This is a genomic window from Providencia sp. PROV210 (genome assembly GCF_028479445.1).
Taxonomy (GTDB): domain Bacteria; phylum Pseudomonadota; class Gammaproteobacteria; order Enterobacterales; family Enterobacteriaceae; genus Providencia; species Providencia rustigianii.
Map to the genome: position 1 here is coordinate 174,394 of NZ_JAMPNQ010000004.1, position 26,331 is coordinate 200,724.

General features: G+C 40.1%; 23 protein-coding genes. 6 read left to right on the top strand and 17 right to left on the bottom strand.

The features are described 5' to 3' along the window. Positions 1-92: 92 nt before the first annotated feature. The 4 genes from fadD to PR761_RS03930 form a co-directional block, all read right to left on the bottom strand. Positions 93-1,781: a long-chain-fatty-acid--CoA ligase FadD gene (gene fadD / locus PR761_RS03915; RefSeq protein WP_154611066.1), complete on the bottom strand. Its 1,689-nt coding sequence runs from the start codon at positions 1,779-1,781 to the stop codon at positions 93-95. Between the two features lie 282 nt (positions 1,782-2,063). Further along, positions 2,064-2,666, bottom strand: coding sequence for a Slp family lipoprotein (locus tag PR761_RS03920; RefSeq protein ID WP_115164286.1), 603 nt, complete (start codon positions 2,664-2,666; stop codon positions 2,064-2,066). Between the two features lie 216 nt (positions 2,667-2,882). Then, positions 2,883-3,596 carry a tRNA (adenosine(37)-N6)-threonylcarbamoyltransferase complex dimerization subunit type 1 TsaB gene (tsaB, locus tag PR761_RS03925; RefSeq protein ID WP_154611065.1) on the bottom strand — a complete coding sequence of 238 codons (714 nt, stop codon included), beginning with the start codon at positions 3,594-3,596 and terminating at the stop codon, positions 2,883-2,885. A 104-nt stretch (positions 3,597-3,700) separates the two neighbouring features. Further along, entirely contained in the window at positions 3,701-5,626 is a 1,926-nt protein-coding gene (locus tag PR761_RS03930) for an ATP-dependent DNA helicase (protein WP_265694138.1), read from the bottom strand. A gap of 148 nt (positions 5,627-5,774) precedes the next feature. Here PR761_RS03930 and PR761_RS03935 point away from each other — a divergent pair, with 148 nt between their 5' ends. Beyond that, positions 5,775-6,122: a RidA family protein gene (locus PR761_RS03935; RefSeq protein WP_154611064.1), complete on the top strand. Its 348-nt coding sequence runs from the start codon at positions 5,775-5,777 to the stop codon at positions 6,120-6,122. Positions 6,123-6,449: 327 nt separating this feature from the next. Here the strand turns inward: PR761_RS03935 and PR761_RS03940 are convergent, their stop codons facing one another. The 4 genes from PR761_RS03940 to mdtJ all read right to left on the bottom strand — a co-directional run bounded on the left by PR761_RS03940 (position 6,450) and on the right by mdtJ (position 9,138). Then, positions 6,450-7,325 carry a hypothetical protein gene (locus tag PR761_RS03940; protein ID WP_154611063.1) on the bottom strand — a complete coding sequence of 292 codons (876 nt, stop codon included), beginning with the start codon at positions 7,323-7,325 and terminating at the stop codon, positions 6,450-6,452. Positions 7,326-7,690: 365 nt separating this feature from the next. Continuing rightward, positions 7,691-8,095 (bottom strand): hypothetical protein, encoded by a 405-nt coding sequence (locus tag PR761_RS03945; RefSeq protein ID WP_154611062.1) that lies wholly within the window; start codon positions 8,093-8,095, stop codon positions 7,691-7,693. A gap of 280 nt (positions 8,096-8,375) precedes the next feature. Beyond that, positions 8,376-8,708 (bottom strand): multidrug/spermidine efflux SMR transporter subunit MdtI, encoded by a 333-nt coding sequence (gene mdtI / locus PR761_RS03950; protein WP_006813114.1) that lies wholly within the window; start codon positions 8,706-8,708, stop codon positions 8,376-8,378. Next, positions 8,701-9,138 carry a multidrug/spermidine efflux SMR transporter subunit MdtJ gene (mdtJ, locus tag PR761_RS03955; protein ID WP_112836716.1) on the bottom strand — a complete coding sequence of 146 codons (438 nt, stop codon included), beginning with the start codon at positions 9,136-9,138 and terminating at the stop codon, positions 8,701-8,703. Before mdtJ ends, mdtI begins: the two co-directional genes overlap by 8 nt. Positions 9,139-9,781: 643 nt before the next feature. Between mdtJ and pdxK the strand changes: the two genes are divergently transcribed. Then, positions 9,782-10,630, top strand: a complete 849-nt coding sequence (gene pdxK / locus PR761_RS03960) for a pyridoxine/pyridoxal/pyridoxamine kinase (protein WP_006813116.1) — start codon at positions 9,782-9,784, stop codon at positions 10,628-10,630. Between the two features lie 64 nt (positions 10,631-10,694). Here the strand turns inward: pdxK and zwf are convergent, their stop codons facing one another. Beyond that, positions 10,695-12,170, bottom strand: coding sequence for a glucose-6-phosphate dehydrogenase (gene zwf / locus PR761_RS03965; RefSeq protein ID WP_006813121.1), 1,476 nt, complete (start codon positions 12,168-12,170; stop codon positions 10,695-10,697). A gap of 448 nt (positions 12,171-12,618) precedes the next feature. On the opposite strand from zwf, the gene PR761_RS03970 reads away from it, so the two are divergent. Together PR761_RS03970 and pyk are read left to right on the top strand one after the other, a co-directional pair. Next, complete coding sequence (locus PR761_RS03970; protein ID WP_006813122.1) at positions 12,619-13,464, top strand: MurR/RpiR family transcriptional regulator; 846 nt, start codon at positions 12,619-12,621, stop codon at positions 13,462-13,464. A 194-nt stretch (positions 13,465-13,658) separates the two neighbouring features. Further along, positions 13,659-15,101 (top strand): pyruvate kinase, encoded by a 1,443-nt coding sequence (pyk, locus tag PR761_RS03975; RefSeq protein WP_006813123.1) that lies wholly within the window; start codon positions 13,659-13,661, stop codon positions 15,099-15,101. A 62-nt stretch (positions 15,102-15,163) separates the two neighbouring features. Here pyk and PR761_RS03980 read toward each other — a convergent pair whose 3' ends face one another. The 8 genes from PR761_RS03980 to znuA all read right to left on the bottom strand — a co-directional run bounded on the left by PR761_RS03980 (position 15,164) and on the right by znuA (position 24,566). After that, positions 15,164-16,174: a fimbrial protein gene (locus tag PR761_RS03980; RefSeq protein WP_154611061.1), complete on the bottom strand. Its 1,011-nt coding sequence runs from the start codon at positions 16,172-16,174 to the stop codon at positions 15,164-15,166. An 8-nt stretch (positions 16,175-16,182) separates the two neighbouring features. Beyond that, positions 16,183-18,684, bottom strand: coding sequence for a fimbria/pilus outer membrane usher protein (locus PR761_RS03985; protein WP_154611060.1), 2,502 nt, complete (start codon positions 18,682-18,684; stop codon positions 16,183-16,185). A gap of 15 nt (positions 18,685-18,699) precedes the next feature. Next, positions 18,700-19,347 (bottom strand): fimbrial biogenesis chaperone, encoded by a 648-nt coding sequence (locus tag PR761_RS03990; RefSeq protein WP_039854099.1) that lies wholly within the window; start codon positions 19,345-19,347, stop codon positions 18,700-18,702. 57 nt (positions 19,348-19,404) lie between these two features. Beyond that, complete coding sequence (locus tag PR761_RS03995) at positions 19,405-19,926, bottom strand: fimbrial protein (RefSeq protein WP_006813127.1); 522 nt, start codon at positions 19,924-19,926, stop codon at positions 19,405-19,407. A 193-nt stretch (positions 19,927-20,119) separates the two neighbouring features. Further along, entirely contained in the window at positions 20,120-20,968 is an 849-nt protein-coding gene (locus PR761_RS04000; protein ID WP_230083594.1) for a LysR family transcriptional regulator, read from the bottom strand. Between the two features lie 195 nt (positions 20,969-21,163). Continuing rightward, complete coding sequence (gene lpxM / locus PR761_RS04005) at positions 21,164-22,138, bottom strand: lauroyl-Kdo(2)-lipid IV(A) myristoyltransferase (RefSeq protein ID WP_006813129.1); 975 nt, start codon at positions 22,136-22,138, stop codon at positions 21,164-21,166. Between the two features lie 119 nt (positions 22,139-22,257). Further along, positions 22,258-23,586: a murein DD-endopeptidase MepM gene (gene mepM / locus PR761_RS04010; RefSeq protein WP_412033762.1), complete on the bottom strand. Its 1,329-nt coding sequence runs from the start codon at positions 23,584-23,586 to the stop codon at positions 22,258-22,260. Positions 23,587-23,606: 20 nt separating this feature from the next. Continuing rightward, entirely contained in the window at positions 23,607-24,566 is a 960-nt protein-coding gene (gene znuA, locus PR761_RS04015; protein ID WP_039854103.1) for a zinc ABC transporter substrate-binding protein ZnuA, read from the bottom strand. 74 nt (positions 24,567-24,640) lie between these two features. Here znuA and znuC point away from each other — a divergent pair, with 74 nt between their 5' ends. Together znuC and znuB are read left to right on the top strand one after the other, a co-directional pair. Further along, the gene (gene znuC / locus PR761_RS04020; protein WP_006813132.1) at positions 24,641-25,408 is read left to right on the top strand and encodes a zinc ABC transporter ATP-binding protein ZnuC; all 768 of its coding nucleotides are present in this window, start codon (positions 24,641-24,643) and stop codon (positions 25,406-25,408) included. Then, on the top strand, positions 25,401-26,186 hold the full coding sequence (znuB, locus tag PR761_RS04025) for a zinc ABC transporter permease subunit ZnuB (protein WP_154611058.1): 786 nt from the start codon (positions 25,401-25,403) through the stop codon (positions 26,184-26,186). The genes znuC and znuB overlap by 8 nt, the downstream gene beginning before the upstream one ends. The last annotated feature ends 145 nt before the right edge of the window (positions 26,187-26,331 follow it).

The following is a 26,331-nucleotide window of genomic DNA, read 5'->3' on the forward strand; positions in this document are numbered from 1 at the left end:
TTTATTATATTTTGACTAAATATTTTTGACTGATCACAGTAACGCCGGTAAAAACCGGCGTTACACACTTTACTTTTGATACTACTCCCCCTTTATTCGGAGGTTTTTTCCTTCTTCTGTAGCTCTTCAGCACGTAAATCTTTACGTAAAATTTTGCCTACATTAGATTTTGGTAGCTCATCACGGAATTCGAAAATTTTTGGTACTTTATACGCCGTTAACGAACGGCGACTAAACGTTTTTAACTCATCCGCAGTCAAGTTTGAATTCTTCGTCACAATAAATACTTTGACTGCTTCCCCGGTGCTTTCACTGGGAATACCAATGGCAGCACACTCAATAACATCGGGATGAGCAGAAATGACATCTTCAATTTCATTAGGATAAACGTTAAAACCAGAGACTATAATCATATCTTTTTTACGATCAACAATACGAATATAGCCTTCTGTATCTATCTCAGCGATATCCCCTGTTGCTAACCAGCCGTCCACAATGGCTTCACTCGTTGCATCAGGACGATTCCAATAGCCTTTCATTACCTGTGGACCTTTCACCCACATTTCGCCTGGCTCACCAAACGGAACTTGATGACCATGGTCATCAAGGAATTTTACGTCTGTGGATGGAACAGGTAAACCGATACTACCACTATAAGCCGTCAGATTATATGGGTTCCCTGTGACTAAAGGTGAACATTCAGTTAAACCATAACCTTCTAATAAATGACGTCCCGTTAACTCTTGCCACTTTTGCGCTACCGCTTTATGCACTGGCATGCCGCCACCGACCGAAAGTCTTAAGCGGGAAAAATCCAACTTATGGAATTCTGGATTATGGAGCCATGCATTAAATAATGTATTTACACCCGTTATCGCGGTAAACGGATAGCGAGCAAGCTGTTTTATCGTATCCGGTACATCTCGCGGATTAGTGATCAACAAGTTTACGCCGCCCACATTGATGAATAATAAGCAGTTAACGGTTAGTGCAAATATATGGTACAACGGCAATGCCGTCACCACAGCTTCATTTCCAAAATGTAAAACTGGTCCATATGCCGCTCTTGCTTGGGCAATATTCGCCAACATATTACGGTGAGTCAACATCGCACCTTTAGCTACACCGGTTGTTCCGCCGGTGTACTGAAGAAAAGCCAGATCGTCACCTGTAATATTCGGTTTTATATATTGCATCCGATACCCTTGATGCATGGCACGGCGAAACGAAATCGCATCAGGTAAATTGTATTTAGGTACTAAGCGTTTCACATATTTCACCACAAAATCCACAATGGTAGCTTTTGGGCGAGAAAGTTGATCACCTAAACGGGTTAAAATAACGTGTTTAACTTTAGTGTTGTAGACGATTTTTTCTAATGTATGGGCAAAGTTAGAGACGATCACAATCGCGGTAGCCCCACTGTCATTCAGTTGGTGCTCTAACTCTCTAGGGGTATACAGAGGGTTCACATTGACGGCCACCATCCCAGCTCGCAATACGCCGAACAGGGCAATAGGATATTGCAGAAGGTTTGGCATCATTAAGGCAACTCTGTCACCTTTCTTTAGACCTAAGCCATTTTGTAGGTATGCGGCAAATGCTCGGCTTCTTTCTTCTAATTTGCGATACGTCATTACCGCGCCCATATTAATGAACGCAGGCTGATCCGCATATTGAGAAACTGCATTTTCAAGTAACTCTGCTAATGAGGCGAAGTCATCAGGGCTTATTTCTTCAGGTACATCAGCAGGATAGTTTTTTAGCCAGATTTTTTCCAAAATGTTACTCCTGAATTTAGTGAGTTATTATTTTTCCACACAACCTCTTAACAAATTATTAACTCATTGTACCAGTTTGAAAAATAAACAATGTTAAGGTTGAGAGCTCTATCACTAAATTATTTTCATTCCTTCAAGATAAAAATAAGGCGGACAATGCCGCCTTATTTAACTTGGTTTCAATTTATCAGATTTTAATCTGTATAAGATTTTCAGATTATACACCGCAATACAGGTTTTTTGGAGCGTTAAGCCCGTTTTTAACGCTTAAACTTCATTCACTTAATCTTCTGTCAGATAAGTTTGCACCTGTGCGGGACCTGCTGGATAACCATAACCCCATCCCCAAGGATGGTTATAATAATATGGTGATCCATAGTAGCCATAACCCCATGGACCCGCAGGTGGCGGCATCATAACACTTTGAGCAAGGCTCCAGCGCTGATACCCTGTCACATCCATCGTAACGTAGTTATAGGGTACTTCACCTATCTTGCCTGCCTGCTCTCCTGTGATCTTACCAACCACAGTTAAGTAGCGGTTATTAAAATCGCTTGGCTCAACAAAACCATTGATGTAGGCATAAATACGCCCAACAGATGGGGAGTTAAGTTCAGGAGCCGCATCATATTTGTTCAGTACCATGGTCGCAATTTCGACTCGGGTTCTTTTTGGTTCATTTAAAACTGAAAGTACTTTTCCTCCAAAACGCGCTTCCTGACCAACATACATTTCAGGCGCATTCTGTATGGATTTAAGATTATCCGCTGGGTTTGGTACTGAGCCCTTAATAGATTGTGGAATGGATACACAGCCTGTCAGTGCTAATATGCCCGCAATTAAAATACTTTTAATCGCAAAGCGGTAGCTAAATTTACGTTTCATTTACCACCTCCAATTAGCCATCATTATAGAGTTAGAATATGTGCTTTAAAACTGTGAATGAATAGCATCACACGATATGTTCAGTAAATTAATATCTGGTCACATTATTAACTATAATAATAGCTTATTTGACCATCGATTCTATATCGTAGATTAAAAAAATGGCTATATGATGATTATTCATATAGCCATTGATAAAATATTTAAGGAAGGAAATTATTCCCGCCCGGGTAATTTTTTCCACGTAACTTCGTTGCGCAGATAAGTAGGCTCTACATTCTCAACTGCGGTCACTTTCCCTGCGAGCCAAAGTTGCCTTGCGATAGGCAACATATCTTGCGCATCGGGTAATGTAATTTGGCTATCACTAATTACTAATGAACCAGAAAGAAGTTCAGGGTATGCCAACCAGCCAGTACCAGCATGACACCAATTCCCCGTTAATGTCGAAAATTGTGCTTTAAAATCTGCGGGCATCATTACAGCTTCAGTCTCTTCACCTAGCCAAAAGCCTTGGGCATCTCGTTGGTATTGAGCACAATAGATTTCAGACATACGAGCATCAATAGCAACAAGGATCTGCGTTTGTCCCGTTGAACGGTATGCACCTTCGGCTAACGCCATCAGTGATGAGACACCAATCATTGGCAGGTCTGCACCAAGTGCGAGTCCTTGAGCAATCCCCACGCCAATTCGTACGCCCGTAAAACTCCCCGGACCACGCCCAAAGGCTAAAGCATCTAATTGATTTAATGTGATACCCGCTTCCGCTAATACCTCTTCAACCATTGGCAATACTTTTTGAGTATGCTCTCGTGGAGAGATGGCAAAACGCGAAATAATTTCAGCGTCATGTTGCCCACCCGCACAACACAGCGCAACGGAACAAGCTTCAGTTGCTGTATCAACAGCTAGAATATAACTCGACATGCCTAAACTCCGGCAAATATTAGGTTTGTTGTTACCACCGTCTTGGCGGCAACCTGAAAGATGGGCGATATATTAGCATAAACTACCCGCCCGATCGCAGAAAATTAGTCTTCTGAGTTGTGTTCAGACCGTTTTTTCTCAAGGAACTCAATGGCTTTATTTATGCTTCTTGTTCTTGGAGATGGCGGCAAGCTACGTAAAAAAACTTCACCATACGGACGGGTCACCAATCGGTTATCGCAAATCACAATAACGCCATAATCGGTGGTATCTCTAATTAAACGCCCTACACCTTGTTTCAAGGTAATCACCGCGTCAGGCAACTGCACATCTGCAAAGGGGTCGCCGCCACGTAACTCACAATCTTCAATACGGGCACGTAATAAAGGGTCATCGGGGGCTGTAAAGGGTAATTTATCGATAATGACGCAACTGAGTTCATCCCCCCGGACATCAACCCCTTCCCAAAAGCTGCTTGTTGCCACTAAAACTGCATTTCCCGCAGCAATAAATTGCGCCAACAATTTATTTTTACTGCTTTCCCCTTGCATCAATACTGGCAAGGTTAAGGAAGCTTTAAACTCTTCAGCCAGCTCACGCATCATTAAATGGGAAGTACAAAGGAAAAAACAGCGACCTTTATTTTTTTCAATCAACGGTCTTAGCATCGTGGCTAATTTTTGGGCACTTCCCCGTTGGTTTGGTTCAGGTAGAAAACGAGGAACACACAGTAACGTCTGAGTTTCATAATCAAACGGGCTGGCTAATAGCAATGTTTTCGCGGAGTTTAGCCCTAATCGATCGGTAAAATGACTCAGTTTTTCGTTAACAGATAATGTGGCAGACGTAAAAACCCAACTGGCAGGCGTGCCAGCAATCATTTCACTGAATTTGTCCGCAACCGTTAATGGTGTTAACGCTAATAAAAAATGGCGACCGTAGCTTTCAAACCAATAGCTATAGCCCGGTATCGTCACATCTTTCAATCGATTAAGTCGATTTCGATAAATTGTCACTCGTTCAAAGATAGAATCTAACGTTTGAGAACGACCCAATGAGGTTTTGACCACTTCATAACACAGTTCAAGGGCATCATCGAGCAAGGTTAAAGAACGCTGTACTTCAGATAATTTGAGTAATTCGCGTAAATTACCCCGAAAACTGTTGTCCCCGAGATTCAATCGAAAATCTAACGTACTTTGGGTTAGCCTATCTGCGCTTTTTTGTAATTGCGCTTGGTCTTTTAGCTCAGTACGGTATGTCATGACCATATCGCGAGCCAAATCCAATAGCTGGCGACTGCTTAATTGTTGTCCAAAATATTGACTCGCAATATCTGGGATCTGATGGGCTTCATCGAAAATCATCACGTCGGCCTGGGGAATTAATTCACCAAAACCCGTGTCTTTTACCACTCTATCCGCCATAAATAAGTGGTGGTTAACGACAACAATATCCGCATCTAATGCTTTGCGGCGCGCTTTAAGTACAAAGCATTCTTGATAGCGCGGACAATCGCTGCCTAAACAGTTATCATTGGTGCTCGTGACTAATGGCCAAACTGGGCTATCTTCTGCAATATCATGGCAAGTGCTGACATCCCCTAATTCGGATTCAATTGACCAGCTACGCAGTCTAACTACCGCAGTTAAAATCTCTGGTTCAAGGCTTCCTCCACCTAAAGATTGTTGGTCTAACCGTTCCAAGCATAGATAGTTTGACCGACCTTTAAGTAATGCAGTTTTACCTTGGTAGTTCATCGCGTCGATAATAGACGGTAAATCACGGTGATAAAGTTGGTCTTGTAATGCTTTCGACCCCGTGGAAACAATCACTTTTTTACCACTCCGCAAAGCGGGTACTAAATACGCGTATGTTTTCCCGGTTCCTGTTCCCGCTTCTGCCACCAGCACATATTGCTGTTCAATAGACTGAGAGACAGCCTCAGACATAGTGACCTGCGCCGCACGAGGTTGAAACCCGGGGATTGTTTTTGCTAGAAAGCCATCAGCTGAAAAGTCGTTAGACACCACAAACCTACGTTGATTAATTTTGATAAAGATACTTTAACATGAGTTCTAACTGGCTGCTGCGCTAATTATACTTTCCTTAACGAACTGATTTTCATCACTGTGGCAACCTGATATTCTTTATGCATATTGATAATAAGGAACAGTTATGACTATTGAACGTATTGACCCAGATATCCGTTGGTCTGAAGCCGTCATCCATAATGGCGTCGTTTATTACACCAGTGTCCCTGAGAAGCTGGATGGTGATATTGTTATTCAAACCACAGACACATTAGCCGCGATTGATGTGATGTTAGAGCGTGTCGGCTCAGATAAAAGCAAGATTTTAGATGCGACGATTTTTCTCGCAGATAAAGCCGATTTTTCGGGAATGAATCAAGCGTGGGATGCATGGGTTGTTGCAGGTAGCGCCCCTGTCCGTTGCACCGTACAAGCGGCACTAATGAAGCCAGAATATAAAGTAGAGATTAAAATCGTTGCCGCGATTGATTAGTCTTGATTGATACTTGAAAAGAACATCTGCCTAATGCCGGTCACCTTACGTGAACGGCATTATTTTTAACTGGATATTTTGAGCTTTAGCTGAACACTGTCACTTAATTTTCATCTTCTGCGTTTACGGGGCTATATGTAATCAGACAGTCAGCTTTGTGCCAACGGCGGACATTACAAACGCTATAGACCTTATATTTTCACTTATCGCCGCAGTCGCCTAAAAGTATTACTATAGGTGGTTTTGTGGCAGAATTAGACATTCTTCATTTTGAGTCGATTAATAAATTAAAATAAAACCACCCGAATTAAGAACTATCAAAAGTGTTTATGATTGATCATCAGTTTCTTCTGAAAGCACTTGTACTACTTGCCCACATTCTCCGCATACTACGTGTAGTTGACTATCTTCTTCAGACTCGTAAATTTCACTTACTAGACTATGACAGTTAGGACATTTTATTTCGTTATCAAAGCCTATGAATTTAAGGAATAAGTTTTGAATTAATGAAACTGCGGTGCAAGTAAGTATAAGGCAAATTTTAGCATCGGGAGTATTTTTATTTGAAGAGTGTACTGTCTCTGCGGAAAAATCCCAAGCAGACTCTATTGTTGAGCGACAATATTTTCTGAGGCTTGAATTGCGTTTTCCTGCGGCATATAACCCAATAATAACTCGACAAATATTTTTAAAATCAGCAGCTTTGATCTGTTCTCTTTTTAATATATCCTCATGAGCTTTATAAAGATGAGCAGCGAGCTCAACCATACTCTCTCTACACGTTAGTCCAATACCTTGAATATCTTCAGGAGCCTTAATGTTATTCAGGACAATAGCAGAAGCATTTAACCTCCTGCTAATGGAACAAAGCATATCTATATCTAAAGGTAACTCATCAATAACATGTTTGAAACCATTTTGATGCCTTGCTTGTAATCGTTGAGTTATACCCAAATGAAAAGAATATGCTTCATCAGCAGAAAAGAAAAACTCATCTTGAGTGTATAAGTTTAAAGGAACGTTTTCACCTTCAGCAACCCACCAGTTACCGTCATTTTTTGTTCTGACGTTCCAAATGTTAACCTCAAAACCTAAATCATTAAATGTTTTTTCAACTTGCATATTTTTTATGTTTTCTAGATTTTGAGATTTTAAATATTCAGTAATTCTTTTTTCAGCATCGATTCTGTACTCAGGTGTCATTTGCAATCCCTTTTAGCAAGATACTAAAAATAAAAGTGTATTGTAACATAACGCATACACTGCGTTAATACGGATGCTTATGTCTAGCAATGACTTAAAAATGATCGTTTGTATACAACAGACTTTTCTCCGAGTTGTATTGCAAACTGAATGATTTTCGCTCCTCGCTCAGAGCAGCCCTAAAATCGTTCTGAGTGATGAGCGCCAAAAAATGATGCTGTTAACACCGTCATGTGTTGATTAAAAAGGAAAATGTCAACGCTTTGCAGAAAGTACAAGAAGACAATTTAATGGGGTAGACCAGCAAACTAATAGCCAATTATCGATTGCTGGTCTTAAAGAAGCTCACTAAGAGAGTTTGAGTGCTAGCGTTGTACAATCCGACCGTTGGAATCCAACCACATTCCATCAGACAAATACACCATCTCCCCAGGATCATTTGTTAACTGCAGGTCATGGTAAATTGAAGTAAGTTCGTTTTCGGGCGAAGGCGAAATATCGTCGCTTCCAAAAATCATATCTTGGTATTGCGACCAGTTTTGACTAATTTCGAAATACATATCAACATCATAATCCTGCATTCTTAGTTCATCATCTGAAGTTACATTCAACGTCTTTTTGAGACCGATAATGTTAAAAATCCACTTCTTACCACCTTTAATGAAGTATGCCCCCGTGTAAGCATCTTGGTCTGGTACTGCCTCATAACCTAAATTCAAAGCTAACTGTATCTGTTCTGCCAATGTAAGGGGCTTTTCCCATCCATCCATACTTGTTTACCTGTTTACTGTACGAAAACGATATAATACAGCATTATTGATAACCATGACCTAAGTAAACTTAATTAAATATGTATTATAAGGTCACTTGCTCCCAGCATAAGATCCACTCCTCTCTCAAAACGGACTGACAAATTTGATTATATGTCGCCCATAAAAACCGACTTTACCCATTCTGGTGAGAAATTTTCAGATGTGATTGTATATTGAAAAGCTATTAAAACTATATTATTGAATATAGTCCTAATAGCTTTAAGAATTGTATTATCGATTACGACATTTTAATCAATACCATTCCTACCAGTAGGAACACAATTCCGCCCCAACCTTTGTAGTTTAAGCGTTGATTAAATAAAATCCAGCCAGCGGCTACCGTCGCAATAATACCGAACGCGCCCCACAGTGCATAAGCGATAGACAATTCGATGCCTTTGACAGCTTGTGCTAATGCGCTAAATGCACCTAATACAGCGACAAGTGACAAAATTCCTAGCCAATAACGTTTAAATCCATTCGACATTTTTAATAAAACGTTAGCAATAATTTCCAGTACAACCGCAAGGATCAGGAATGCCGCATGCCACCATTCAAATTGGTTATCCATGTTTCACCTCTGATTTCATAGGTTTACTTGTTAATGCTCGAGCCTTCGCTGCACTCACTACTTTTTGGGTAGCATGTTTTACTTTCTGTGCCGATTGGCTGGTTGTGGCTTTCTTGGTACCGGATTTTATTAAAGCAATACCCGCAATCAGAAAGACCAGCCCACCAATTTTCATCGGTGACAAAGACTCATCAAACCAAAGCACGCTGAAGGTGGTAATCAATAAAATTCCCACACCTTCCCACATGGCGTAAGCAACACCAAGGGCGACTTTTTTGACCGCTACAGCAAGCAAAATATAGGAGGTCGCAATCATCACATACATCACCGCCATACCGGTAAAATCACCGCTGACGCTGGCATGTTTCATTGATAATGTACCTATTACTTCAGTGACAATAGCTAATGCTAAAAATATCCAATAAATCATCATATAATCCCTCACGATACAGCCACGCCATAGCCTGCTTTTTGCACAGCAAAAAATAATAATTAGCTTAGTTCTTGGGCATGAAGCTGTTAAAAATTCAAACAATAACAACGAATTGCTGTTTTTATTCAGCAGAATGAATAATCGAGAGAGACGCTATAACGCACCGCACCAGTGGTATTCACTGGACAGAATGGCAGAAAGGAAAAGTTTGTGTGTTGTTCTTCTTTGGGACTTACTGATCTTGACATTAGTCGCGATAAGCATGATATCACATTCATTTCATCAGATGGACATCCATCCAAGTTACTCCGAACCCTCATATAGTTAATTGATCGAATTCCTTTTTATCATGCCAAAAATATTAAGTCAATGAATACAAACACCTTTTCCATTGACTACTTTATTGCATAATTATTCATTAATATGCTAACCAACCCTAGTGAGCGCCCTATTTTGTCGAATAACCAACCGATTTATCCCACATTTCTTTTTAGAAAATTTGATTGAAAAAAAATTATTTTACCCTCTTTTATGCTGCGCTAAATTAACTTCATATCCATTTTCCACGTTACCATTGACAACCCTTAACAACAGGCTTCTTATAGTCAATATATGTGAAAAGAATAAATAAGAGAGATACATGGATACCTTCAGCCTAACGTCTAATAGCTTTCAAAACTCTACTGACGCAACCCCCCTTCCTTATGATGTTGTTTCCATTCAATCCCAAGTTGTCTATGGTAGCGTTGGTAATAGCATTGCAGTTCCCGCATTGACCAAACAAGGGTTGAGAGTTGCGGCAGTTCCTACTGTTATCTTGAGCAATACACCTCATTACAGCACCTGCTATGGTGGAGAACTGCCGAGCGAGTGGTTTCGTGGTTATCTGCAAGGATTCGTTGAGCGAGGCAGCTTACCGTCTGTAAGAGCAATTTTGACTGGCTATTTAGGCTCACCAAGTAAAGCGCATGACTTAGCCGATTGGTTAGCTTCAGTTCGTGAAGAACATCCAAAAATACCGGTAATTGTTGATCCTGTGATGGGAGATGAAGATAGTGGCTTTTATATTCCACCTGAAATTGCTGATGTCTATCGCCATGAAGTCATTCCGCTTGCCACAGGCATTATTCCCAACAAATTTGAGCTTTCAACGCTCAGTGGGCAACAAATTCATACCCTTGAGGATGCGACTCGAGCAGCTCGATCATTATTAAAGGGTTATACCCAGTGGGTTATTATTACTAGCGCCTTTCAGCCAGATGATGAGAGCATTGAAGTGGTGTGTGTTACCAAACAAGATGTGGCCGTCATTCGTCATAAACGTTACCCTGTCACGCCAAAGGGCACTGGTGATTTATTTGGTGCAGAACTTACCGCTCAATTATTAGCAGGTTTGTCCGTTCCTGATGCGGCTAAAATGGCATGTTTGCGTATCGAACAAGGGATCATTCATATGGCAGCGACAGGACGTAGCGAGTTAGTACTCTAGTTCTTCGTGGTATAAAAAAGGCCCTATATTTAACTAGGGCCTTCACAATGAAACTCAATGTATTTTATTCAAACTCGTTCCATGAACGACCATCACGAGCAATCATCGCAACAGAAGCAATCGGTCCCCATGTTCCCGCTTGGTAAGGTTTTGGCATATCGTTATCCATCGCCCAAGCCTCCATGATGGAATCAACCCATTTCCATGCTTCTTCAACTTCATCACGGCGAACGAACAATGCCTGGATACCACGCATGGCTTCTAATAATAAACGTTCGTAAGCATCAGCGAGATGAGTTTGATTAAAGGTCTCAGAGAAACTTAAATCCAGTTTGGTGGTTTGTAAGCGGTGCTTATGATCCAAGCCCGGTGCTTTGTTCATGATCTCGATATCAATCCCTTCATCTGGTTGCAGACGAATGGTTAATTTGTTCTGCGGTAAATCTTGGTAACTATCAGAGAAAATATTCAGCGCAGGCTTTTTAAAATACACCACCACTTCTGAACATTTTGCTGGTAAACGTTTCCCTGTACGTAGGTAGAAAGGAACGCCAGCCCAACGCCAGTCATCAATGTCAACACGCAGTGCGACAAAGGACTCGGTCATACTCTGCTTATTAGCACCCTCTTCCTCTAAATAGCCAGGCACTTTTTTACCTTGAACAAAACCCGCTGTATATTGACCACGAACCGCTTTTTCACGAATGTTAGTATGGTCAATACGGCGTAATGAGCGCAAAACTTTTACTTTCTCATCACGAATACGATCTGTGGTTAAATCCGCAGGAGGAGACATCGCAATCATGGTTAAAATTTGCAGTAAATGGTTTTGCACCATATCACGCATTTGGCCAGCTTGGTCAAAATAACCCCAACGCCCTTCAATACCCACTTCTTCCGCAACGGTAATCTGCACATGGTCAATCGTGCGATTATCCCAGTTGTTGATAAATAGTGAGTTCGCAAAACGTAGCGCTAACAGGTTTAATACGGTTTCTTTACCAAGATAATGGTCAATTCGGTAAACTTGGTTCTCTTCAAAATATTTAGCCACTTCATTATTAATTTCTTGAGAAGAAGCCAAGTTTGTACCCAATGGTTTTTCCATTACAACGCGGTTTGGCTGTTTATTCAGACCTGCATGACCCAGACCATGGCACACTGCGCCAAATGTATTCGGTGGCATTGCAAAATAATGGATGGCAGGTTGAGTATCCTGCTTTAACATCTCAGCGAGGCGGACAAAGTTATCTGTCTCGTTGACGTCTAGGTTACAAAAATCCAAACGCGCACTTAATCGACGCCAAAGTTCGGGGTCTAATTTTTCTTTTAAGAATTCATTTAACGCTTTTTCGACAAACTCTATATAGTCGTTCTGTTCCCATTGAGCGCGACCAACGCCGATAATGCGGGTATCTGGATGGATATAACCTGCTTTTTCCAATTGATATAGCGAAGGAAGTAACTTGCGACGGGCTAGGTCACCCTTAGTGCCGAATATAATCAAGTCACAAGCTTGAGCAGCATTATGTACCGCCATGTTGGTTCTCCTCAATTTGCGGAATTTAGAATCTATCCCATTAGCCTGCGAATTTATGTCTGTCTAATGGGATAGGCTCTGAGCATTATTGTTATGAAAAATTGACCGTTGCCCGCTAATGTACCTTTTTGCTTCTGTTCCGTAAATATTGATGATACTGGTCACAGTTTTTATGCTGAAAAATCCAGCATACCACGTTGAATTTTAGAAAACTAAATAACTGAATGGTTACAGCCTTTGTAAGAAAATAACCGATTTTGTAGTGAGTTTACTGAGCCGAAAATTAGATACGGGTCATACTTTCGTAAAAAAGCCCTTAATTGCCCTACGTGTTTAGATGGCTTACCTCTAAGAGGTAGTATATTTTCACTCTTATTGAAATAGTAACGCCACAATACCCTGATGGCATAAAAATTTCTCCTTTCGCTGAAATAGGCACTTTTGTTATATGAATATTTTAGAACAAATGAAAACCAGCCTCGATTTTTTAAGTAAATCAGAAAAAAAAGTGGCAGAAGTAATTTTAGGTATGCCCCAAAAAGCCATTCATTTGAGTATTGCGGCCTTGGCAGAATTGGCAGAAGTCAGCGAGCCTACCGTCAATCGGTTTTGCCGTAAAATGGAAACCAAGGGTTTCCCCGATTTCAAATTAAAATTGGCACAAAATATTGCTAATGGAACACCTTATGTTAATCGTCATATTGAAGAAACAGATACGGTTAATACCTATACCCATAAAATTTTTGAATCGGCGATGGCGGGATTAGACAACGTGAAACACACGTTAGATATTAGCGCCATTAACCGAGCCGTCGATTTGTTAACTCAAGCACGAAAAATTAGCTTTTTTGGCTTTGGCGCCTCCGCGGCTGTCGCCCATGATGCTATGAACAAATTTTTTCGCTTTAATATTCCAGTCATATACTTCGATGATATTGTGATGCAACGCATGAGCTGTATGAATAGTGGTGACGGAGATGTGATTGTGCTTATCTCACACACAGGAAGAACTAAAGCATTGGTTGATATGGCGCAACTTGCTCGCAGTAATGATGCAACCGTGATTGCAATTACTTCTGAAGATTCCCCTCTTTCTCTCGAAGCCACCCTATCGATTATTATCGATGTCCCTGAAGATACTGATATGTATATGCCAATGGTTTCTAGAATGGCTCAACTTGCTGTGATCGACGTCTTGACAACTGGATTTACTTTGCGAAGAGGCGAAAAATTTAGAGATAACTTGAAACGCGTCAAAGAAGCATTACGCGATTCGCGGTTTGATAACGTCTGAAAGAAATAACAATGTTGAAGAGCACGATATAAGACTGTCAGGCCAAATACTTTTGTTCGCCTGATAGCATTAACAAATTTGCTGTATATAATAGCTGTGCTCGTGTCAGCACCCTTATTTGCAGTAAATAGGTTTCGAAATGGAGTGAAATGGTTTCACTTATATTTGTACCATTACAGGTCACGGAGTAATACATGTCTAGACGGCTTAGAAGAACTAAAATTGTTACAACCCTTGGTCCAGCAACCGATCGCGATAATAATCTAGAAAAAATTATCAATGCTGGTGCTAACGTTGTGCGTCTCAACTTCTCACACGGAACTCCTGAAGACCACATGGCGCGCGCGAATAAAGTGCGAGAGATTGCAGCCCGCTTAGGTCGCCACGTAGCCATCCTCGGGGATCTACAAGGTCCAAAAATTCGTGTTTCTACTTTCAAAGACGGTAAAGTCTTCCTCAATATTGGCGATAAATTCACGTTAGATGCGTCACTCGGTAAAGGTGAAGGCGACCAACAAAAAGTGGGCATTGACTATAAAGGTCTTCCTGCTGATGTCGTTCCAGGTGATATCCTGCTTCTTGATGATGGTCGAGTTCAACTCAAAGTTCGCGAAGTCAAAGGGTTACAAGTATTTACTGAAGTCACTGTTGGTGGACAACTTTCAAATAATAAAGGCATCAATAAGCTTGGTGGCGGTCTTTCAGCTGAAGCGCTGACTGAAAAAGATAAAGAAGACATTAAAACCGCGGCTAAAATTGGTGTTGATTTCTTAGCAGTTTCATTCCCTCGTTCAGGTGAAGATTTAGATTACGCTCGTCGTTTAGCTCGTGATGCGGGTTGTGAATGTCAGATAGTGGCTAAAGTTGAACGTGCAGAAGCCGTTGCTACCGATGAAGTCATGGATGAAGTTATTCTCGCTTCCGACGTTGTCATGGTCGCCCGTGGCGATTTAGGTGTGGAAATTGGTGACCCTGAATTGGTCGCTGTACAGAAAAAACTGATCCGCCGTTCTCGCCAGCTCAACCGTGTCGTCATCACTGCCACTCAGATGATGGAATCGATGATCACTAACCCAATGCCAACTCGTGCAGAGGTTATGGACGTCGCGAACGCTGTATTAGATGGTACAGATGCCGTTATGTTATCTGCGGAAACTGCGGCAGGACAATATCCAGCGGAAACTGTAGCCGCAATGGCTCAGGTTTGTTTTGGCGCAGAAAAAATGCCGGGCTTGAATATTTCTAAACACCGTTTAGATGCTGAATTCGAAAGCTCAGAAGATGCCATTGCGATGTCAACTATGTATGCCGCTAACCACCTGAAAGGAGTCAAAGCTATTATCGCTATGACCGAATCAGGACGCACTGCACGCATAATGTCTCGTATTAGTTCTGGCTTACCTATTTTTGCTATGTCACGCCATGAAAAAACATTGAATCAATGCTCTCTGTACCGTGGTGTCACACCAGTATTTTGTAACACCCATACTGATGGTATTGCTGCGGCAAGCGAGGCTGTAACGCGTTTGCGCGATAATGGCTACCTGATGGCTGGTGATATTGTATTAGTTACCCAAGGTGACCAAATGGGAACCGTTGGAAGCACCAATACTTGTCGTATCTTAGTTGTTGAATGATTTATCAATAAATCATTCCGCACCAAAAGGGAGCAATTTGCTCCCTTTAATATTTGTATTACTTACTCGTATTGTAGATTAAATTGCAATGTCCCTTCAGCTTTACCCGCCCGTGTTGTCTGTTCAGTTTGAACATAAGCCGCTTCAAGAGGAATACTGTATTGCACCGTCTGATTTGAGCGAGTTATTAGCATCTTTTGGTTGAGTTTAATCGGTTTCCCTTTATGTTTAATCTGAATTCCAAATCCTTTCGCCGTCTCCCTATGAGAACGATTATTTAAAGCTATCGTTCCCGCGATTCCACTTAGGTCCTGGTTGCCAATAAAGGTGATTTTAATCGCGGATCCTGCGTCGCACTCCAGTTCAATCTTAAATCGTTTTCGCTCATCAGAGCTCGTCGTTCCGACACCCTTAAAAGCGCTTTTTTCTACTTTATTCAGCGAGACACTGATCAATGGATTTTTGACCTCGCAACCATTAGAGATAACATTAATCGGGCTCAACCAAATTGTCGGTTCAAAATTTCCATAGCTATCTTGTGCAATGAATTTATCATTAAATAATATCAACATAGCCGCCTTCGTACTAGGAATCCACTGTGTTTTTACTTGCGGACGGACCTTATAAAATGCGACTTTCAAACTAATATTATAGTGGCTAGTTGATAACGTTGAAGGGCATAACAATCGATTAGCTGGATTGCCATCGCGCTGGTTGCGCCCATTAACATAACCTCTCCCAGAGCAAGGGCTATTCACCACACCATGCAATGCAAAACCAATTCCTGAATCCCCAATTTCTTTAATCGCGCCAACACCAGAAATACTGTAATGGTCATCAAATATACCCGGTAAATTAATTCCAACCCGCGTTATACCCTGTTCATTCCACCATACCCATGGTGTAAACGTCCCCAAATCAACCGTCGCCAACAATGTATTTATTGGCGTATTTTTAGGTACATACAAAGTTTTAGGGATAGATACTGTATAGGAACTAAATTCAGCTCGATATTCTGCAAACACAGAAGGACAATAAAATAGTGCTGTAATATAAATTATCCATTTGTTCATGACGTTTCCTATTTACATTCCCCTTCAATAAATTGAATATTTGTATTTTCCATATCAATTGTGAGAGAAAGTTGACATTGATTTTCCGTTCCCACTCCCCATATTGCTTGGATTACGCTTTGTTCAGGTACCCCGCTGAGGTAGACTTCGCCATCATTCGCGACCATCCCCGTTGCCACCACCTGTTCACTCACTAACGCATTAACCTGTGAACCCAAGGCAACTTGGTTCCCCTTGGTCTTTAGTTTAAGTAAAATTCTCCCCCCACGTTTAACCTCAAAATCAGCAAGAACAATGGCTCCTTGAGTCGGCACGACGGTCTTGGTATTTATCGGAATATCATAGTTACCTGCGAGTGTTGAAGCGTCGATACTCACGTTATTACGCTCATAGCGACTTGCCATTGGGATCAATGCATATCCATGGGTATTGGTATAGAGCGAAGGGACATTGGTAATTTTTAAGTTGGGAATATTGGGGGCGTTAACTAATACAGCAGAGTCATAAAAATTACGGGATGCAGTGAGTCCACCGCTATGCAATAAAAGCCCACCAGAAACGGTTCCATTAATAGAACGATGGTCAGAGCTATAATCCACACCAAGCCCATATTCACCTTTGGAGCTCAGATAGTGAGTTCTAAGCCCGTAACCCACTTGCTGGTTATTATGGTTATATCGTTGAGATAAATCGTAATGTAATTGATCGTCATCGAAAGCAATTCCATTAATACTCAGAACACTGGAGGGATCACCATGTCGACTCGTTTGATAACTAGCATTTCCCCAATAATGCTGTTTCTTCCATGAAAATGGCATATTCAGATTAAAGGCTAATATCCCATCATTATCCTGTTGATCATATTGTTGTGTATAACTATAGGAAACACTTAAATTCATCCCTTGATACTGAGAACTGAAATTGGCAGTAATACTATTATCAACGCCATCATGCCCCCAGTAAGACTGCTGAAAACCATTCAGTGACAAATACCCCGTATAACCCACTGACTGGGTCATTACTGCCTGTAATCGTTGCTTTCGTCCCCGTCCTTCACGAAAACGAGAATTAGAATCCACAAAATTGACATAGTTTGCTGAAGCATAATGAAGCAATGATAAATTAATACCTGTGCCACTATTTTGCAGATATTTAGCATACTGTACTCGGTAAACCCGCCCTGCTATTTTAACCTTGTTAATAAATTCTGATGAGGAATAAGTAAAGTCCGTAGATACAGCGCCAAGTCTCCCTAAATTAAGCCCGCCACCTAATATATAGGATTGATAATCTTGGGAAATTAATACGCCACCCAGTACAGATGGATGACCATAATGTGCTAGATGATTCGGTAAACCATATGTCCCTATCAATTTGGCAAAGTACGGAAACCTTACACCTTGCTCCCCTTGATATTTCCCCATGTCGATGCTGTATTTTAGTGTTCCCGCTCTTTGCATAATAGGAAGTGCAGAAAATGGCTGAGTATAATTTCTAGTTGTGCCACTCATTTCTTCAATACTGATATTTAAGTCACCGCTATTAGCCATGGAATAAAGGTCATTAATAACAAACTCTCCCGCGGGTACATCCGTTTGATAAATTAGCTGGTTATTTTGAGTAACGGTGATATGGGCATTAGTTTGTGCAATTCCCTTGATTATCGGTGCAAATCCCCTTTGACTTTGGGCTAACATACTTTCCTCAGACATTAACTGCATACCAAGGTAAGGAAAAACCTCCATCACACCATTATCCGTTGTAATTTCTCCCATCGTAAAATGGCTATTTAGTGTGCGTATATCTCGTTCAATAAAAGTTTGTAAACTATTTAGATTTGCGTTATTTCCTCCATAGCTATAATGGCTTTGATTTCTTGCTCGCCATGCACCAAAATTTATGCCGCTATGTAGTCCCAAAAAAATATTTTGGCTCTTATTGGTTTTTCCCCAATACTGGCTGTAACGCAGACTATAATTTGTAAACAGGGTGTTTATTCCATCATCCCATTCCGCAGGATCTACATACCCACGAAAGACTGAATTTATCCCAACCTGAGGAATGCTTAAATGCAGTTGATTTAGAAAAAAATCATAATAAATATTAGCGCCTACAATTACGTTTTCTATAGGATGAATATCTTCATCTAGAGATAAAGACTCAAATGAAGTACTCACTGATGATTTTATACCCCACTTGATTAGCTGTTTTTTTGTAATTTTAGGAATCAATTTAGTGGTATTTTTATCATAGAATATTTCGATTTTGTCATTGTCGATTTTATGATTGTTAATAAAAATATCGAGTTGATATGTTCCGGGAAGTTGACCTTGTGGATATGAAAAATAATCTAATGTTGACACATCAGTAACTTGATTTTCTACTCCTGTATTTATTGCATTAATGTCAAACTCTTCATTCGCTTTTGTCAAAACAGGAAATAATAATGTACTAGCAAAAACAATCCACTGATGACTCAATAAGTTAAATTTTAAATAATGTATTTCCATTCTTTATACTCTTCCTTAATTTTTTTCAATGATCGCTCCATAGTCATTAATAAATTCAATTGTTACTGATTGCTCTGTGCCAATATTTTTATTGGAAATCTGTTTTTCTTCCCATGGATATACCATCTTGGAAGTTTGGATGTTGTGGCTATCAATGAATACACTTTTAATTGATAAATGATATGGTGTATTGTTTTTAATCCATAATCTGTTTTTTTTCCTGATAATATTCACATCATCAAAATTTAACGGCTGTATATCCTTAGAGCGTAGAAATAATTTAAATTGGGAATTAATAATAATTTGCAATTCATTTTCAATATCATCACGCTTAGGAGGAATTGATTTTATATTTAGTAAATACAATTTCTCTTCATTAGAGGATAATGATTCCCCCAGATAAGCAATTCGAGCAGTCCCATGGCTATCAGGCTCAACTCTAAATAATGGGGGCGTCGCAATAAATGGCGCTTTAGTCTCATTTTCAAAACCCGTCACCCAACTTTGAATTAAAAATGGTTTTTCTTTATTACTATTCAATATAGGAATGATTATTTCCCGCTTATTATCGACATACACAAACCGTGTTCCTCCTATACTGATTCCTGAAGCAAGTACAGATAGAGAAAAACAAGATAGTAAAAATAATGTTAAAAAATGCATGAGTAGCCTGTTATGACCTATTCGAAAGGTTAGGGGTGACAGCCGCCACCCCTAATATTATTGATATTGAATACTGTATACTGTGCTACTATTCGCTTGCCCCGCAGTTGCCGCTCCTGTTGCTTTATACAAAGCAACATACTCCAAATCTACAGCTCCGCCTTTCACTGTAACTTCTTTGGTGTCTTGGTAAAGCTTAATCTGTGAAACCGCATCTTTTTCATAAAGTGCAATCCCTACATTTTTAGCCGTTCCATCACCTTGATTCAGTGCGAGAAGGTCATGATCTGCCGTATCACGAGTACCTCCAAATTTAACAGTAACTTTGCTGTCTTCAGGGCAATCAACCAGCTTGATCATAAAATTATTCAAACCAGCAACTTTCCCTTGTGCTGATAAACTTTTAGTTGAAACAGTTCCAAGATCGATATTTAAATTACGAGATTGGCTATCAACGGTACAGGCTTTCTCAGTAATTTCCCCTGTAAAATTGATCGTCCCAGAGGCAAAAGCAACTGTATTCATTGCCATAGTTAAGCTAATCCCTATAACCATTAATATTTTATTTAAAATGTACATAATATTTCCTATAGATAAATTTTAAATTATTCATAAAGCTTCCATGAATAACTGAATATGAGTAATGATGCCGGATGGAAATATAACACCAGAAGTTAATTAAGTTAAAGAATGGTTACATTGAAAATTTTCAAACTACATCAAAAAAATTTATGATTTTTGTATTTAAAATTTAAAACCTAGCCTGATTGATTTACTTACTATAGAAAAGATAATTAATTATCATGTCATTTATCGATGAATTCTTATTCATATACATATAGAATTTATAGCTCATTCTTCCAAATGTATTTTCCAAGGCTATTAATGATTTATCATTAATAGCCTCATTGATTCTATTTTTAGGTAACCAAGCATAACCAACTGAATTTTTTACCAGTGTAATTGCCGTTTCTATACTATCTACTTTAACCATCTGTATACTTTTTATTGTATCTTGAAATGAAGAAGACAATACAATCTGAGGGATATATTCAAGTTCCTGAACGACTTTATCCATTTGATGCAACTTCAGCTTATTATTAGAATCAATCACTAAAACAGCCTCAACCTCCCCTAATAAGATGGGGTTTAATGACTCTATATAATGATGTGTAATAAGAAGATCAAAATCCTTCAATGCCATGATATTTGATTTCGTTAATAATTTCTTATCTAACTCAATATCATAGTTTTTTTTACTTTTAATTAACCCCCCAACCCTCTTAATTAATTCATCATTTTTATATAATGTATCTGTAATTATTTTAATTTTGTTATTAATGTTTTTATTGAGAAATTTAGCTGTCGTTTCTAATGAAATGGCTTTATTCGTCATCTCTCTAGATAGTTCGAGTAATTGTTCACCTTGCTTAGTCAGTATCGCTCGACGTTTTTCTAATACAAATATTTTAGTATCTAATGTTTGTTCTAATTTATTTATTGTATAGCTAATCGATGATTGTGTTTTATGTAATGCTTCCGCCGCTTGAGCAAAACCACCATAGTCTACTATTGCTTGTAAGGTAAACCATTGGTCTAACGTTGTTTTTGTTTTTTCCATCATATCTCCAAGCCAATATCCCGGATGATTTTATTCCAAAAGAATATAACAATAAGATTTAAATATCATCTATGGGATATCGACCTTGAACCATATTTTATATTCAATTTATATTATTAATTAATACAAATATTAATTACGAAAAAAAACCACGATTTATTAATATCGTGGTTTTTTATTTAACAGTAATGGATGTTATCGATAGAGGTCTTTGCGTTGATAAGGCTCTATCTCCCCTTCTTTTCTCGTTTTTAATAATTTAAGTATCCACGTGTACTGTTCAGGATGTGGCTCAACTAAATACTCAAGCTCTTCATTCATACGGCGAGCGATGTATGTATCATCTTGGCCATCGATATCATCCATAGGTTCACGAATATAAATATGGAGTTGGTGATTAATATGATCGTACACCGGAAACAGCGGAACAATTTTAGCCTTACAAACTTTCATTAAGCGCCCAATAGCCGGTAATGTTGCTTTATAGGTACCAAAAAAATCCACAAATTCACTATGCTCTGCTCCATGATCTTGATCAGGCAGATAGAACCCCCAGAAACCTTGCCTAACCGAGGCTATGAATGGTTTAATACCCGCTTCCCGTGAATGTAGGCGACCGCCAAAATGATAGCGGGCTTTATTCCATAAATAATCTGCAACCGGGTTTTTTTGATGGTGGAACATCGCTGCCATATTTTGGCCCATTGCTGCCAACAACATGGCAGGAGCGTCAACCGCCCATCCATGGGGAACCATAAAAATCACATTACTTTTCTGCTCTTTCAATCGCTCAATGATCTGCATATTGTGCCACTGAGTACGTTCTAAAGTGCGTTTTGATCCTCGAATACATAATTCAGCTAGCATAACAAATGACTGTGGTGCCGTTTCAAACATCCTATCGACCAATTGCTCTCTTTGCTCTTCTGTATATTCAGGAAAACAGTAGAGTAAATTGATTTTAGCTCGACGACGGGCACTTTTTGCCAACTTTCCGACCCATTTACCGATTTTTGCTAACATTGGATCTCGTACTTTTACCGGAATATAAGAGAGCCCCACAAAGACCGCAGCACCTAGCCACACTCCCCAATATTTTGGTAATAAATACGATTTATGAAATGTTGGCACATAGCCTTTTTTGCTATCGGTATCTTTTTCTTTATTCATCTTATACCCAAAGAATTATGGCTATCTTTCATAACCTATCAGTGTCGTTATGAAAGCATTACAAAAAAAACTGGCAGACACAAGTATCTGCCAGTTATTACAATGAAAAACTAAACTTATTATTTCAATTTAAGCTGAGATTTAGTCTCTTTCACAAGCTCTAAATACTCTTTACGGTCTTTACCTGATAAGCCACCAGAGCTTGGTAATTTTGCCGTTAACGGATTCACTGCTTGTTGGTTAACCCACATTTCAAAGTGCAAATGGGGCCCTGTTGAACGCCCTGTATTACCCGATAATGCAATCCGGTCACCACGCTTAACTTTTTGACCCGGTTTTACCAATAATTGGCGTAAGTGCATATAACGAGTCGTATATTGGCGACCATGACGAATTGCAATAAAGTTACCCGCTGCACCACTGTATTTCGCCACGATGACTTCTCCATCACCGACAGCAAGAACCGGCGTACCTACAGGCATTGAGAAATCGACACCTTTGTGAGGAGCGACTCGCCCCGTCACAGGGTTCACTCGACGTGGATTAAAGTGGGAAGAAACTCTAAATTGTTTCACGGTTGGGAAGCGTAAGAAACCGCGTTCTAAACCATTACCTTCGCTGTCATAATAACGACCATCTTCCGCTCGGAATGCATAATAATTTTTGCCGCCGGTTTGTAAGCGAACCCCAACTAATTGGCTCTGCTCATGGGTACCATTAAGCATTTCACGACTCATTAGAACAGTAAATTTGTCGCCTTTTTTCAATTTGCTGAACTCAACTTGCCACTGGAGTGCTTTTGTCACTTCACGGCCTTCATTACGTGTTAAGCCTGCCTTGCTTATACTTTGAGCAAATGTGCCATTAATAGAGCCAGTCATCACACTGTTAACCCAGTCACCCGTGCGAATTTCTTTAACTTCTTCAAATTTATTCGTCGCACCGATGCGTTTAAATACGCGAGTTTCACGGCGAGAGACATCCCAAGTTAAAGATTCTAACTCTCCGTCAGCCGTCAATGTCCAGCTGAGTGTTTGACCAATTTTGAGATTACGTAATGATTTATGTTGATTAGAAAGCGTTGCAACATCCCCAGCTTCAATACCAAACTGAGTTAAAATGGAAGTTAGATTATCGCCACTTGAGACAACATATTCATGAGCGAGCGGCGTGCCATCGGCTGCATCACTATCTGCATCGGCAACCCCCTCATCAGGCAACTGTTCACTGCTATCTTGAATAAGGTCATCCCCTTCAAGTTCAGTAGCAAATTGCGAAAAAGGGATGACCGTGTCAGGTGAAATGTCACTTTCGTGGTTAGCTGGTATATGAACAGGCCGCCATATTGCGACGGCCATTGTTGCGACGGTGAGTGTGCTTAACACAATCTTATGGGTTTTGGACAGCCCGCTAAAGGCTTGTACAATACCACTTACCATTTGCTGCACTTTAAACTATTCCTCTATTCTTAATTCAGGCAGCTTGCATATTGCTCTGACAATTGAGTCAGAAATTTCATGTAGCTATCTGGACCGATTGCCAGCCCACTACCGAGCGGGTCGAGAGTACCCATTTTGACTCCCGTATTTTTCGCTACACTTTCGATAACAGCAGGCCTGAATTGTGGCTCAGCAAAAACGCATTGCGCTTTATGCTCAACCAGTTGTGTTCGTATTTGATGCAATTTTTGTGCACCGGGCTGAATCTCGGGATTTATCGTAAAATGCCCCAAAGGAGCCAGCTGATAGTGTTTTTCAAAGTAGCCATAGGCATCGTGAAAAACAAAATATCCTTTATTCTTAGCCGATACTAAAATACTAGCAATTTTTTTATCGCTTTGCGCCATGTTTTCTTTGAATTTACGAAGGTTTACGTCCAGCTTATCTTTTTGGTCAGGATAAAGCTCTACTAAACGCTCATAAATATCTAATGCTGCCAAATTTGCAATTTCTGGTGATAACCAAATGTGCATATTATACTCACCATGGTGATGATGACCGTGATCCTCATCATGGTTAGCTTCGCTAGCATGTTCGTGGCTTTCTTCCTCCTCGTGAGCTTCTGACATTAATAATGAATGAATATTTTTCTGTTCAGCCAATGCCAGACGTTTATTCTGTGGTAACGTACTGATTGGCTTTTCTAAAAACATTTCTAGTTCCGGTCCTACCCAGACAAACAAATCTGCCTGTTTAATTTTTTTTAAATCTGATGGTTTCAGTGCATAATCATGTGGTGAAGCACCATCAGGTAATAAGACTTGCGTTCCAGTCACACCATCCGCAATGCCTGCTGCGATAAATGCTAAAGGACGGATAGATGCCACTACATCAGCATTTGCCATCGGTAATAAAGTTGTTGTTAATACAGTGGCTACAGCAGCTTTGCAGAGGAATTTACGGGCAATAAATTTCGTTTTGTGTATCATGAACATTTTTCCGTGATCTTAATTTCAAAATGTTATAATATAACATAACTTGATTTCTGCAAGATATTTCCTATATGCAACCATTATTATCTTTAAATAAAATATCTGTCTCTTTTGGCGATAAAGTCGTTTTAAACGATGTCTCCTTTACTCTCAATAAAGGCGAAATCTTAACGCTTTTAGGTCCCAATGGCGCTGGAAAATCCACAATTGTGCGCGTCGTTTTGGGGCTATTAGCACCTACGTCAGGCGTCGTAGATAGAGCGTCATCTTTGTCTATCGGTTATGTACCGCAAAAACTCCACTTGGATACCACTCTACCTTTAACCGTAAAACGGTTTATGATGCTTAAACAAGGTGTCCGCTCAGAACATTTATTACCTGCACTTGAACGCGTTAAAGCCACTCATTTAATTGGTCAGCCAATGCAAAAATTATCCGGAGGCGAAACTCAACGCGTTCTTCTTGCTCGTGCCCTTCTCAATAAACCTGACTTACTTGTTCTCGATGAACCCGCTCAAGGGGTGGATATCAACGGGCAAGTTGCTCTGTATGATTTAATCAACCAACTTAGAACCGAACTTGGTTGCGCGGTTCTTATGGTTTCCCACGACCTTCACCTAGTCATGGCAAAAACTGATCAAGTCTTGTGCATTAATGGGCATATTTGCTGCTCTGGAGCACCCGATGTCGTCTCCAATCACCCAGAATTTGTCGCTATGTTCGGCTATCGTGGAGCCCAACAGCTTGGGGTATACCGCCACCAGCACAATCATCAACATGATTTAGAAGGTAACGTGATTTTATCCCATCAACATAGCAAGGATTGCCGCCATGATTGAGTTATTGTTACCTGGATGGATTGCAGGTATGTTGCTCGCTATCGCTGCGGGCCCACTTGGCTCATTTGTTGTTTGGCGTCGAATGTCCTATTTTGGCGACACTCTCGCTCATGCCTCTCTATTAGGCGTTGCATTCGGTTTGTTACTGAACATTAATCCATTCTATGCCGTTATCGCCGTCACATTACTGTTAGCATTGATTTTAGTGTGGTTAGAAAAACGTCCACAACTGGCGGTCGATACCCTACTCGGCATTATGGCTCACAGTTCACTTTCATTAGGTCTAGTTGTTGTTAGCTTAATGGCGAATGTCCGTGTTGACCTCATGGCATATTTATTTGGTGACTTACTATCAGTAACTTACGAAGATATTATAACGATTTTGATTGGCGTTGTTGTCGTTTGTGGGTTGCTTTTTTATCGTTGGCGGGCACTTTTATCAATGACGGTCAGTGCTGAACTGGCTTTTGTAGACGGAATAAACCTACGACGCTCTCGCCTATTATTAATGATGGTGACCGCATTAACGATCGGTATTGCCATGAAATTTGTTGGCGCCTTGATTATTACGTCTCTATTAATCATTCCCGCCGCGACTGCAAGACGTTTTGCTAGAACACCGGAACAAATGGCGTTAATTGCAGTATTGATTGGCATGGTATCAGTAACCGGTGGCTTAACCTTATCTGCATTTTACGATACACCAGCCGGTCCCTCTGTTGTATTAACATCAGCAATCTTATTCGTATTAAGTCTTTGCGTGAAAACTAAAAATTAATATTTACAGACGCCTACAACACCCAGCCCTAATTGTTTTAAATTAGGGCTTTTTTGTCCATGTTACATTAATGAAAAATCATATTGCCATCACCATTTTCGTACTATTCTGTCGCATTTCCCGCCATACATCGCCATACTTATAG

Bases quoted from the DNA above. Each gene is read 5' to 3' on its own strand.
- PR761_RS03920 (WP_115164286.1), bottom strand. From the start codon at position 2,666: ATGAAACGTAAATTTAGCTACCGCTTTGCGATTAAAAGTATTTTAATT.
- tsaB (WP_154611065.1), bottom strand. From the start codon at position 3,596: ATGTCGAGTTATATTCTAGCTGTTGATACAGCAACTGAAGCTTGTTCC.
- PR761_RS03935 (WP_154611064.1), top strand. From the start codon at position 5,775: ATGACTATTGAACGTATTGACCCAGATATCCGTTGGTCTGAAGCCGTC.
- PR761_RS03940 (WP_154611063.1), bottom strand. From the start codon at position 7,325: ATGACACCTGAGTACAGAATCGATGCTGAAAAAAGAATTACTGAATAT.
- PR761_RS03945 (WP_154611062.1), bottom strand. From the start codon at position 8,095: ATGGATGGATGGGAAAAGCCCCTTACATTGGCAGAACAGATACAGTTA.
- mdtI (WP_006813114.1), bottom strand. From the start codon at position 8,708: ATGGATAACCAATTTGAATGGTGGCATGCGGCATTCCTGATCCTTGCG.
- mdtJ (WP_112836716.1), bottom strand. From the start codon at position 9,138: ATGATTTATTGGATATTTTTAGCATTAGCTATTGTCACTGAAGTAATA.
- pdxK (WP_006813116.1), top strand. From the start codon at position 9,782: ATGGATACCTTCAGCCTAACGTCTAATAGCTTTCAAAACTCTACTGAC.
- zwf (WP_006813121.1), bottom strand. From the start codon at position 12,170: ATGGCGGTACATAATGCTGCTCAAGCTTGTGACTTGATTATATTCGGC.
- PR761_RS03970 (WP_006813122.1), top strand. From the start codon at position 12,619: ATGAATATTTTAGAACAAATGAAAACCAGCCTCGATTTTTTAAGTAAA.
- pyk (WP_006813123.1), top strand. From the start codon at position 13,659: ATGTCTAGACGGCTTAGAAGAACTAAAATTGTTACAACCCTTGGTCCA.
- PR761_RS03980 (WP_154611061.1), bottom strand. From the start codon at position 16,174: ATGAACAAATGGATAATTTATATTACAGCACTATTTTATTGTCCTTCT.
- PR761_RS03985 (WP_154611060.1), bottom strand. From the start codon at position 18,684: ATGGAAATACATTATTTAAAATTTAACTTATTGAGTCATCAGTGGATT.
- PR761_RS03990 (WP_039854099.1), bottom strand. From the start codon at position 19,347: ATGCATTTTTTAACATTATTTTTACTATCTTGTTTTTCTCTATCTGTA.
- PR761_RS03995 (WP_006813127.1), bottom strand. From the start codon at position 19,926: ATGTACATTTTAAATAAAATATTAATGGTTATAGGGATTAGCTTAACT.
- PR761_RS04000 (WP_230083594.1), bottom strand. From the start codon at position 20,968: ATGGAAAAAACAAAAACAACGTTAGACCAATGGTTTACCTTACAAGCA.
- lpxM (WP_006813129.1), bottom strand. From the start codon at position 22,138: ATGAATAAAGAAAAAGATACCGATAGCAAAAAAGGCTATGTGCCAACA.
- znuA (WP_039854103.1), bottom strand. From the start codon at position 24,566: ATGATACACAAAACGAAATTTATTGCCCGTAAATTCCTCTGCAAAGCT.
- znuC (WP_006813132.1), top strand. From the start codon at position 24,641: ATGCAACCATTATTATCTTTAAATAAAATATCTGTCTCTTTTGGCGAT.
- znuB (WP_154611058.1), top strand. From the start codon at position 25,401: ATGATTGAGTTATTGTTACCTGGATGGATTGCAGGTATGTTGCTCGCT.